The 10,922-nt window shown below is 69.2% G+C and carries 7 protein-coding genes, 3 tRNA genes and 1 pseudogene; 5 read left to right on the forward strand and 6 right to left on the reverse strand.

The genetic code is table 11. The features are described from left to right. Window positions 1-932 precede the first annotated feature (932 nt). On the reverse strand, window positions 933-1,169 hold the full coding sequence (locus tag ACIQAK_RS03090) for a hypothetical protein (protein WP_366388050.1): 237 nt from the start codon (window positions 1,167-1,169) through the stop codon (window positions 933-935). Then, a complete protein-coding gene (locus ACIQAK_RS03095; RefSeq protein ID WP_401847757.1) occupies window positions 1,166-1,429 on the reverse strand; it encodes a helix-turn-helix domain-containing protein in 264 nt (87 codons plus the stop codon). The genes ACIQAK_RS03090 and ACIQAK_RS03095 overlap by 4 nt, the downstream gene beginning before the upstream one ends. Window positions 1,430-1,836: 407 nt before the next feature. Here ACIQAK_RS03095 and xerC point away from each other — a divergent pair. Further along, window positions 1,837-3,353: pseudogene (xerC, locus tag ACIQAK_RS03100) on the forward strand (tyrosine recombinase XerC); the annotation flags it as partial. A gap of 116 nt (window positions 3,354-3,469) precedes the next feature. Here xerC and ACIQAK_RS03105 read toward each other — a convergent pair. The 3 genes from ACIQAK_RS03105 to ACIQAK_RS03115 form a co-directional block, all read right to left on the reverse strand. Beyond that, window positions 3,470-3,546, reverse strand: a tRNA-Ile gene (locus tag ACIQAK_RS03105). Window positions 3,547-3,815: 269 nt separating this feature from the next. Beyond that, window positions 3,816-3,888, reverse strand: a tRNA-Asn gene (locus tag ACIQAK_RS03110). 5 nt (window positions 3,889-3,893) lie between these two features. Beyond that, window positions 3,894-3,966, reverse strand: a tRNA-Asn gene (locus tag ACIQAK_RS03115). 181 nt (window positions 3,967-4,147) lie between these two features. Between ACIQAK_RS03115 and ACIQAK_RS03120 the strand changes: the two genes are divergently transcribed. From ACIQAK_RS03120 to ACIQAK_RS03135, 4 genes are all read left to right on the forward strand, one after another. Next, window positions 4,148-4,450, forward strand: coding sequence for a YtxH domain-containing protein (locus ACIQAK_RS03120; RefSeq protein ID WP_366388597.1), 303 nt, complete (start codon window positions 4,148-4,150; stop codon window positions 4,448-4,450). 60 nt (window positions 4,451-4,510) lie between these two features. Then, window positions 4,511-5,956 (forward strand): FGGY family carbohydrate kinase, encoded by a 1,446-nt coding sequence (locus ACIQAK_RS03125; protein WP_366388048.1) that lies wholly within the window; start codon window positions 4,511-4,513, stop codon window positions 5,954-5,956. Window positions 5,957-6,101: 145 nt separating this feature from the next. Then, window positions 6,102-7,835, forward strand: a complete 1,734-nt coding sequence (locus tag ACIQAK_RS03130; protein WP_366388047.1) for an ABC transporter ATP-binding protein — start codon at window positions 6,102-6,104, stop codon at window positions 7,833-7,835. Continuing rightward, window positions 7,835-9,763 (forward strand): ABC transporter ATP-binding protein, encoded by a 1,929-nt coding sequence (locus ACIQAK_RS03135; RefSeq protein ID WP_366388046.1) that lies wholly within the window; start codon window positions 7,835-7,837, stop codon window positions 9,761-9,763. The genes ACIQAK_RS03130 and ACIQAK_RS03135 overlap by 1 nt, the downstream gene beginning before the upstream one ends. Before the next feature lie 17 nt (window positions 9,764-9,780). Here the strand turns inward: ACIQAK_RS03135 and ACIQAK_RS03140 are convergent, their stop codons facing one another. After that, window positions 9,781-10,896, reverse strand: a complete 1,116-nt coding sequence (locus ACIQAK_RS03140) for an RNA polymerase sigma factor (RefSeq protein ID WP_366388045.1) — start codon at window positions 10,894-10,896, stop codon at window positions 9,781-9,783. Between the last annotated feature and the right edge of the window lie 26 nt (window positions 10,897-10,922).

The following is a 10,922-nucleotide window of genomic DNA, read 5'->3' on the forward strand; positions in this document are numbered from 1 at the left end:
GCCTCCGTCCTGGGTGAGAAGGGCGAGTCCGCCCATGAGCGCAGCCGTGTGACCGCCGCGGGTCGATCGGTCGAGGGGAACGACATTCGTGGCGGAGGTGGACTGTGCTGGGTGGTGGTTGAGGTCCGTCCAGGCGCGGAGCCAGTAGCGGGCCCGGCTTGGGAGCATCCCCTGGTGCGGTTCGACGGGCTACGACCTCGACCAGGGCGGCGATGCCGTGGTGCTGAATGAGGCGCTCAAGGTCACGCTGTTCGCCGACTCCGAGGTTCCAATGGGCCGGCAGCTCCTCGGCTTCGAGTGCGAGCGCCAGTTGACGCACGGGTTCACTGCCCAGGCGGCCGAGGGAGCTCGCGCGTGGCTGCTGTTCCTTGCGTTGCCTATGGTTTCTTGTGTTCTGGGGGTTCACCTCCGTCCCCCCTGGGGCTCGATTTGGGCCCACCATCGGGTTCATCGCCGACCCCCTGGGGGCTCGTCTTGAGCCCGGGCCGGGAATGAACCCGGGCCTGGAATCGGCCCCCCGGTTCTGGCCTCGAACGTGCCCAACCGCCAAGGACAGCTGGTATATCGTCTCGCCGCGCGGCCCATGGCTCTCGGGAAGGATGGCGAGCTCGCCCGCCTCGATCAGCTTGTCTACGGATCTGCGTACGGTTGAGCGGGAGGCGTTGGTGCGCTGCATAAGCATGGCCGTGCCGGCGTAGGCCGTACAGGCAGCGCCGGTGCACTTGTCGGCAATGGCCAGCAGCACCGTCCGGGCGATGCCCTGGGAAGTGGAGTGGTTCCAGACCCAGTCCATGGCGTCGAGGGTCACTGGGGTCCCCGCCCTTCGGCATGGAGGCGCACTGAAGATGTGTGGTTAGGCTTCGTCATGAAGGGCTCCGGTACGGCGGCGCAGGGCGGGCTTGGTCGTTTGCACCCCGCGCCGTCGGCCGGTTCTACGCGGCAGCCGCGCTGTTGGTCGCGTCCGGCTGGATCCCGAGGACTTCGAGAAGTTCGGCGGTGAGCACACGCTGTGCTCTGCCGAGGCGCAGGGTGCTCACCGGTAGTTCGCCCCGCTTGGCGAGGTCGTAGGTCGTGCTGCGTTTGAGCCCGAAGGCTCGCCCTGCCGTCTCAAGGTCGATGACGGGTGGCAGGGCCAGCAGTTCGTCGCGGGTGAGGGCCGCTCGGCTCACCGACTGGCCTCCGCTGAGACCTGGGCTGTCAGATCGCCCAGCACCTGCGCGTACAAGAGCGCGGGCTCACCTCGCGGAGCTCGTTTGCCCTGCTCCCACCGCCAGACCGTGGACGGATCGACCCCGCAGAGGGCTGCGATCTCGGTGAGGGACAGCCGTGCCGCTAGCCGAGTACGGCGTGCCGCACCCGATGCCGCATTTTCCCTGACGCGGGAAAGAATCAGAACGTCGGCTTTGATCATGGCCAAAACGTAACCCATGTTTTTCCGAATTCAAAGTTTCCACTGCCGCACGGAGATAGCGACGGGGAGCGAAGAATGCTGCATCGAAGCGCACGGTCGACGGCATCAAAATGATTCACCGAGTGGGCCTCATTAAGGGCCCGGCGAGGAAAGCGGACCAGCGGTTTCAGCGTGGTTTGAGCTTGCCGCTTCCTTGCCTATGATCAACGCCATGGGAGGCACTTTGCCCAGGTCAGAACCCCACATCTCTACGACAGCCACCTACCACAGAGACAGCCAGGAACCACGCTGGCGGCCCCGCTATAGATCAGTGTCACAAATTCGGACAGACAGGGAATAATAAGGGAAACCAAGGACAGTCAATGCCGGACAGCGGCGACTTCCAACAGTCACAGATTGCAGACCAGCCAGCAAGGAGACAACGAATGAAGGGCTCGACCTACCGTCGCTGCCATTGCCGGGATGGCGAGACGGGAAGACCCCTCGGCAGTAAATGCCCGAAGCTGAAGCAGCGGCGTCACGGCAGCTACTCGCTACGGCAGGAGCTGCCCCCGCATGAGGACGGCCGGCGGCGGTCGTTCAGTCGGGGTGGGTACGAGACGAAGGCCGCCGCGCAGGCCGACCTCGACCAGATACGGGCGCTGCTGGCACTGCCGGATGCGGACGACGAGGAGGGACGTCGGCACATCGCAGAGCTCCTGGAGCTCGTGGCCGACGAGAAGGGACCGCTTCCCGGCCTCGAAGAGACGAGGCGCCGGTTCGTGACCGGACAGAAGCTCACGTCCCGCCTGGCCGTGAGCGACTGGCTGGACATGTGGCTCGCGGGCAAGAAGACCCGCAGGACGACGACCAACGGATACAGCTCACACATCCGCGTGCACCTCCAGCCGCGGATCGGGCAGGTCCGCCTCGACCGCCTCAATGTCGGTCATCTCCACGAGATGTTCGACGCCATCGCGGACGACAACGAGGTGATCGCCGCCGAGAACCAGGCGCGGCGCGAGCAGGCCGCCCGCTGCAAATGGGGCAGAAGCAGCAGACCCCCGGCTGCGGAGCGGGCTCGACTGGCCGAGGAACGGGCGAAGCTCGACGCGATGAAGCCTTTTCGGAAGATCACCGGGCCCGCGACACGGCAGAGCATCCGGCGAACGCTGCGGGCCGCCCTGAACTCGGCGATCGCCCAGCAGTTCCTGGCCTCAACCCGGCCGCGCACGTGGAGCTGGAGTCCGGCAAGCGGCCCAAGGCTCTGCTGTGGACCGACGAGCGGGTGGAGCGGTGGCGCGAGACGGGCGTGAAGCCGAGCGCGGTCATGGTGTGGAGGCCAGCGCAGCTCGGCATCTTCCTTGACGCGGCCGAGGGCGACCGGCTGTACGCCTTCTTCCACCTGATCGCGTTCCGCGGGCTGAGGCGCGGCGAGGGCGTGGGGCAGGACTGGACCGACGTGGACCTAGAGGCCGGGCTGCTGACGCCGGCCAAGGAGATCGTGGCGGACAACTGGGAGCCGTACGAGTCCGCCCCGAAGACGGACGGCAGTGCGGGCACCATCGCCCTCGATAGCGGAACCGTCGAGGTTCTACGGGCCCACAGGGCGCGGCAGAACCGGGAGCGGCTGAGGTTCGGTCAGGCGTGGCAGGACACAGGGAAGGTGTTCACACAGGAGGACGGGTCCTGGCTGCATCCCGAGATGGTGTCCGACACCTTCCGCCGGATCTGCGCGACCACCAACCTGCCGCCGATCAGTCTGCGTGACCTACGGCACGTCGCGGCGACGCTGACGCATGCCGGGGGCGGGGACCTTCACACCATCAAGGAGACCCTTCGGCACTCGACGATCACGCTCACCTCGGACACGTACACGAGCCTGCTGCCCGAGATCGATAAGGAGGTGGCGGAGGCGGCTGCAAGGCTCGTTCCTCGGGCACGCGCGGCAGGGGCTCCGGACACCGCCGCTCACGCATCGCTCACGCACGAGGCCGGAAACGAGAAGGCGCCCCGACCCAGGAAGCCCGGGCGAGGCACCAAAGTCGCTGGTCACAACGTTTCTGCGGACCAACTGCGTGGTGGGGCGGGTGGGACTCGAACCCACGGCCGACGGATTATGAGTCCGCTGCTCTAACCGGCTGAGCTACCGCCCCGTTTCGGCGTGGCGCGTACAAGTGTGCGCCCCGTCTGCCGCAGCATAGCCGGTCATACGATCTCTCGCTTCGGATGGTCGACTTCGCCTGATCTTGAGGACGGCGCTGCGTGCTGCCCGGTTGCAGGCGGGATCAAGGAGACCCGAAAGAGTCACTCCGGGGTCCCTCCGAAGCCCGTGAGGGGACCGGACCCGGGGCCCGTCCGAAGCCTGTGAGGGGGATCGGCCGGGCACGCGAAAGAGGACCCCGAAGGGTCCTCTTCCGTTCCGCTCCCCCGACTGGACTCGAACCAGTAACCCTCCGGTTAACAGCCGAATGCTCTGCCAATTGAGCTACAGGGGATCGCGCTCCCCCGACTGGACTCGAACCAGTAACCTGCCGGTTAACAGCCGGCTGCTCTGCCAATTGAGCTACAGGGGATTGCTGCGTTGCCTCGAATCGTACCTGCCTGGCGGCTGCCGAGCGGCGCGCGTTCGCTGCGACACATACATTAGCGCAAGCAGGGGGGTGCTCCGCCAATCGGTATCGCCCGGGGTGATCTCGGGTGCTCGCGGGTAGGCGGGCTGCACACGTCGCACCAAGCGTAGGAAGGGTGGCAGCCATGCGGTACCGGCTCACGTTCATCGCCGGAGTGGCCCTCGGTTACGTGCTCGGCACGCGAGCCGGGCGCGAGCGTTACGAGCAGTTGAAGAAGTCGGCCCGGCGGTTCACGGAGAACCCCGCCGTGCGCAACGCCGCCGAGAGCGCCGCGCACAGCGGCCGGGACATCGCCGGGAAGGCGTACCACTCGGTCAGCGACAAGGTCGGGGACAAGGTGCCCGCCTCCGTGGCCGAGCGCGTCCGGACGCTGCGGGACCGCAGCAGCCAGAACGGTGAGGACGACTGGGGGACCACCAACACCTAGGAAGCTCCTCGGGTAGGCGGCGGTTACCGGGAACGTCCCGCGGTGCGGCAGAATCTGCGTATGGGCATAGTCGCGGGGCTGGACAGTTCTTCCGCCTTCACTCACATCGTCGTCTGCGACACGGATTCGGGCGGCGTGCTCCGGGAGGGGTACGCCGCCCATCCGGTCGAGGCCAAGGCCTTCGAGGTCGATCCGCAGGCCTGGCTGCTCTCCCTCGGTGAGGCGGCCTCCGGCGGGCTGCTCGAAGGCGTGCAGGCCATCGGCGTCTCGGCCCAGCAGCACGGGCTCGTCCCGCTGGACCGGCAGGGCAACCTCGTCCGTCCGGCGCTGCTCGGCAACGACCGGCGGGCCCAGGTGGCCGCGGCCGATCTCGTCGACGCGCTGGGCGGACGGCAGGCCTGGGCCGAGGCGGTCGGAGCCGTACCGCAGGCCGCGCAGCCCGTGGCGAAGCTGCGGTGGCTCGCGCGGGCCGAGCCGGAGAACGCGCAGCGGGTCGCCGCCGTGCTCCAGCCGCACGACTGGCTCGTGTGGCAGCTGCTCGGCCGGCCCGCCCGGCGGACCACGGACCGGGGCGCCGCATCGGGGACCGGTTACTGGTCGGCCGGGTCCGCCGCCTACCGGCCCGATCTGGTCGAGTTGGCCCTGGGTCACGCGGCCGCCCTGCCCGAGGTGCTCGGCCCCGCCGACTCCGCCGGCATGACGCCCGAGGGGCTCCTGATCTCCGCCGGGACCGGCGAGACGATGGCCGCGGCCTTCGGGCTCGGGGTCGCGGTGGGCGACGCGGTGGTGTCGCTGGGGGCCTCCGGGTCCGTGATGGCGGTGCACCACGAGGCGCTGGCCGATCCGAGCGGGATGATCACCTCCTTCGCCGACGCCACCGGGATGCACCTGCCGGTGGTGCACGTCTCCAATGCCGTACGGGCGCTGCGCGGGACGGCCGAGATGCTCGGGGTGGAGGGGCTGGAGGAGTTGTCCGCCCTGGCGCTGAAGTCCACACCCGGCGCCTCCGGGCTGGTGCTGCTGCCGTACCTGGAAGGCGAGCGCACCCCGCAGCTCCCGCACACCGCCGGCACCCTCAGCGGGCTGCGGCGTGAGTCGATGAAGCCGGAGCACCTGGCGCGGGCCGCGTTCGAGGGGATGCTCTGCTCGCTGGCCGACGCCCTGGACGTGCTGCGCGGGCGGGGGGTGGAGGTGCGGCGCGTGTTCCTGCTGGGGGCCGCCGCCGAACTCCCCGCCGTACAGGCGATGGCTCCGGCGCTGTTCGGCACGCAGGTCGTCGTACCGCAGCCCGCCCAGTACGCGGCGATCGGCGCGGCCCGGCAGGCGGCGTGGGCGCTCGGGGTGTCGCAGGGCACCCTCGACCCGCGCACTCCCCCGGCCTGGCAGGGCGCCGCCGCCCAGGTGCTGGAGCCGGGCGAGGAGCTGGCGGTCGGGCGGGCGGTGCGCCAGCAGTACGGGGCGACGCGGGACCAGGTCCACCCCGGCGCCTTCGGCGGCGCTCAGTAGGAGGACCGGCCCCTGTGGGTGGGCCCGCGTGCACCTGTACGCGGGTCCCGGCCTCGTCCGGAGTTCGGAAAACCGTTCGCCCTCCGAGTACGGCGTACGCGAAACTGGGTCGGCTTCTGTCCTCCGCCGACTCCGAGAGACACGCGTGCTCATAAAACTCCTGCGGGCCCATCTGGCCCCGTACAAGAAACCCATCGCGCTGCTGGTCCTCCTCCAGCTGCTCCAGACCTGCGCCACCCTGTATCTGCCCAGCCTGAACGCGGACATCATTGACAACGGTGTCGTCAAGGGCGATACCGGCTACATCCTGGAGTTCGGCGGTCTCATGATCGCCGTCAGCGTCCTCCAGGTGCTCTGCAATGTGGGGGCCGTCTTCTACGGCGCCCGGACCGCGTCGGCGCTGGGGCGGGACGTGCGGGCAGCCGTCTTCGACCGGGTGCAGTCGTTCTCGGCCCGGGAGCTCGGGCGGTTCGGGGCGCCCTCGCTGATCACCCGGACCACCAACGACGTCCAGCAGGTCCAGACGCTGGTGCTGATGGCGTTCACGCTGATGGTGTCGGCGCCGATCATGTGTGTCGGCGGCATCATCATGGCGCTCGGGCAGGACGTGCCGCTGTCGGCGGTGCTGCTGGCGGTGGTGCCGGTGCTCGGGATCTCGGTGAGCCTCATCGTGAAGAGGATGCGGCCGCTGTTCCGGACGATGCAGGAGCGGCTGGACACGGTGAACCGGGTGCTGCGCGAGCAGATCACCGGCAACCGGGTGATCCGGGCGTTCGTCCGCGACGCGTACGAGGAGAAGCGGTTCCGGGGTGCCAACACCGAGCTGACCGATGTGTCGGTGGCGACCGGGCGGCTGATGGCGCTCATGTTCCCGACCGTGATGACGGTGGTCAACCTGTCGTCCGTCGCGGTGGTGTGGTTCGGCGCGCACCGCATCGACAGCGGGGGGATGCAGATCGGTGCGCTGACCGCGTTCCTCGCCTATCTGATGCAGATCGTGATGGCCGTGATGATGGCCACCTTCATGTTCATGATGGTGCCGCGCGCCGAGGTGTGCGCCGAGCGCATCGAGGAGGTGCTCGGTACCGAGTCGAGCGTCGTGCCGCCCGTCTCTCCCGTCACCGAGCTGCGGCGGCACGGGCATCTGGAGGTGCGCGGTGCGGAGTTCCGGTATCCGGGCGCCGAGGAGCCGGTGCTGCGGGCGGTCGATCTGGTGGCGCGCCCCGGGGAGACCACCGCGATCATCGGGTCGACGGGGAGCGGGAAGTCCACGCTGCTCGGTCTCGTACCCCGGCTGTTCGATGTGACGGACGGCGAGGTGCTGGTCGACGGCGAGGACGTGCGGACGCTCGATCCGGTGCTGCTGGCGAAGACCGTGAGCCTGGTGCCGCAGAAGCCGTACCTCTTCTCCGGGACGGTCGCGACGAACCTGCGGTACGGGAATCCGGACGCCACCGACGAGGAGCTGTGGCACGCGCTGGAGGTGGCGCAGGCCAAGGAGTTCGTGGCGGGTCTTGAGCACGGGCTGGAGGCGCCGATCGCGCAGGGCGGCACCAATGTGTCCGGCGGTCAGCGGCAGCGGCTCGCCATCGCCCGGACGCTGGTGCAGCGGCCGGAGATCTATCTCTTCGACGACTCGTTCTCGGCGCTGGACTACGCGACCGACGCCGCGCTGCGGGCGGCGCTGGCCCGGGAGACGGCCGGGGCGACGGTGGTGATCGTGGCGCAGCGGGTCTCCACCATCCGCGACGCCGACCGGATCCTGGTGCTGGACGAGGGGCGGGTCGTGGGCAGCGGAACCCATCACGAGCTGATGGACGGCAATGAAACGTACCGGGAGATCGTGCTCTCCCAGCTGACGGAAGCGGAGGCCGCGTGATGGCCGGTCCGGGCGGACGGATGATGGCCGGGGGCGCTCCCACCGAGCGATCGATGGATTTCAAGGGGTCGAGCAAGCGGCTGCTGAGACGGTTCGGCCAGGAGAAGGCCTCGCTGTATCTGATGCTGGGCGCGGTGACCATCAGCGTGGCGCTGTCGGTGGCCGGGCCGAAGATCCTCGGGAAGGCGACCGACCTGATCTTCGCGGGGGTGGTCGGCCGGCAGATGCGGGAGGGCACCACCAAGGCGGAGGCGATCGAGGGGCTGCGCCAGGAGGGCAGCGGTTCGATGGCCGACATGCTCTCGGGGGTGGACTTCACCCCGGGGCAGGGCATCGACTTCGGCGCGGTGGGCGGTGTCCTGCTGGCGGTGCTGGTGATCTACGTGGCCGCAGGGGCGCTGATGCTGGTCTCCACCCGGCTGTCGATCCGGGTGATCAACCGGATCGTCTTCCGGCTGCGGGAGGACCTCCAGACGAAGCTGGCACGGCTGCCGCTGTCGTACTTCGACCGGGCCAAGCGCGGTGAGGTGCTGAGCCGGGCCACCAACGACATCGACAACATCTCGCAGACGCTCCAGCAGACGATGGGCCAGCTCATCAACTCAGCTCTGACCATCGTCGGCGTACTGATCATGATGGTCTGGATCTCGCCGCTGCTGGCCCTGGTCGCGCTGGTGACGATCCCGCTCTCGGTGGTCGTGGCGACGCAGGTCGGCAAGCGGTCGCAGCCGCAGTTCGTGCAGCAGTGGCGGGTGACGGGGAAGCTCAACGCCCACGTCGAGGAGATGTACACCGGGCACAACCTGGTGAAGGTGTTCGGGCGGCAGGAGGAGTCCGCGCGGGACTTCGCCGAGCAGAACGACGCGCTGTACGAGGCCGGGTTCAAGGCGCAGTTCGCCAGCGGGCTGATGCAGCCGCTGATGTTCTTCATCTCGAACATCAACTACGTGCTGGTGGCCGTCGTCGGTGGTCTGCGGGTCGCCTCGGGCACCCTGTCGATCGGTGACGTACAGGCCTTCATCCAGTACTCCCGGCAGTTCTCGATGCCGCTGACGCAGGTCGCCTCGATGGCGAACCTGGTGCAGTCCGGGGTCGCGTCGGCCGAGCGGGTCTTCGAGCTGCTGGACGCGGAGGAGCAGGGGCCGGATCCGGAGCGCGGTGAGCTGCCCGAGAAGCTGTCGGGCCGGGTGTCGCTGGAGAAGGTGTCCTTCCGCTACGAGCCGGAGAAGCCGCTCATCGAGGGTCTGTCGCTGGGTGTGGAGCCGGGGCAGACCGTCGCCATCGTCGGTCCGACCGGCGCGGGCAAGACCACGCTGGTCAACCTGCTGATGCGGTTCTACGAGGTGACCGGCGGGCGGATCGCGCTCGACGGGGTCGATGTGGCGAAGGTGTCCCGGGACGATCTGCGCTCCCGGATCGGGATGGTGCTCCAGGACACCTGGCTGTTCGGCGGGTCGATCGCGGAGAACATCGCGTACGGCGCTGCGCGCGAGGTCGGCCGGGAAGAGATCGAGGAGGCGGCCCGGGCCGCGCACGCCGATCGCTTCATCCGGACGCTGCCCGACGGGTACGACTCGGTGATCGACGACGAGGGTTCCGGGGTCAGCGCGGGCGAGAAGCAGCTGATCACCATCGCGCGGGCCTTCCTCTCGGACCCGGTGATCCTGGTCCTGGACGAGGCGACGAGCTCGGTGGACACCCGGACCGAGGTGCTGATCCAGAAGGCGATGGCGCGCCTGGCCCACGGGCGTACGTCGTTCGTGATCGCGCACCGGCTCTCCACGATCCGGGACGCCGACGTCATCCTGGTCATGGAGAACGGGTCCATCGTCGAACAGGGCACGCACGAGGAGCTGTTGGCCTCCCGGGGTGCCTATGCCCGGCTGTACGCGGCCCAGTTCGCCCAGGCTCTGGCGGAGGTGGACTGAGGCGTCGGCGCCCGGGGTCAGTCGAGGTAGCCGCGGAGCTGGTCGGCGAAGGCGTGGTCCCGCAGCCTGCTGAGGGTCTTGGACTCGATCTGGCGGATGCGTTCGCGCGTCACGCCGAAGATCCGGCCGATCTCCTCCAGGGTGCGGGGCCGCCCGTCGTCCAGGCCGTAGCGGAGCTGGACGACCTTGCGTTCACGCTCGCCGAGGGTGGAGAGGACCGCCTCCAGGTGTTCGCGCAGCAGCAGGAAGGCGGCGGATTCCACGGGTGAGGCGGCGTCGCCGTCCTCGATGAGGTCGCCGAAGGAGACGTCGTCCTCCTCGCCGACGGGGGCGTGGAGGGAGACGGGCTCCTGGGCCAGGCGCAGGACTTCGGTGACCCGCTCCGGGGTCAGGTCGAGCTGGGCCGCGACCTCTTCGGCGGTCGGCTCGTACCCCCGCTCCTGGAGCATCCGGCGCTGGACGCGGACCACGCGGTTGATCAGCTCCACGACGTGGACCGGGACGCGGATGGTGCGGGCCTGGTCGGCCAGGGCGCGGGACATGGCCTGGCGGATCCACCAGGTCGCGTACGTGGAGAACTTGTAGCCCCGGGCGTAGTCGAACTTCTCCACGGCCCGGATCAGCCCGAGGTTCCCCTCCTGGACCAGGTCGAGCATGGTCAGCCCCCGGCCGACGTACCGCTTGGCGACGGAGACGACCAGGCGGAGGTTGGCCTCGATGAGCCGGCGCTTGGCCGTGCGGCCCATGACCACGAGCCGGTCCAGGTCGACCGCGAGCCGCGAGTCCAGGTCCGGGGTGCCCGCGAGCCGCTCCTCGGCGAAGAGTCCGGCCTCCACCCGGCGCGCCAGCTCGACCTCGTCGGCGGCGGTGAGCAGCGGGATGCGGCCGATCTCGCGCAGATACTGCCGGAAGAGGTCGGAGGTGGGGCCACCGTTGTCCGTCCGGCTCCGCGCCTCCCGGGGTTCGGGGACGTGCTCCGCTTCCTCCATGACTGCCTCGGGTGCGCTCGCGGGCGGGCGGGCCGCGGTCTCCGGGGGGTTCCCCGAGGGATTCTCCGGGTGGTGGACGGCCCGGTGCTGCACCGGGATCGCCGACATGTGCTCGGTCGTGGTCGTCACGGTCCGGGTCTGCACGGGGGCGGCCTCCAGGTGATCGCTGC

The sequence above is a fragment of the Streptomyces sp. NPDC088706 genome (assembly GCF_044752765.1).
GTDB lineage: Bacteria > Actinomycetota > Actinomycetes > Streptomycetales > Streptomycetaceae > Streptomyces.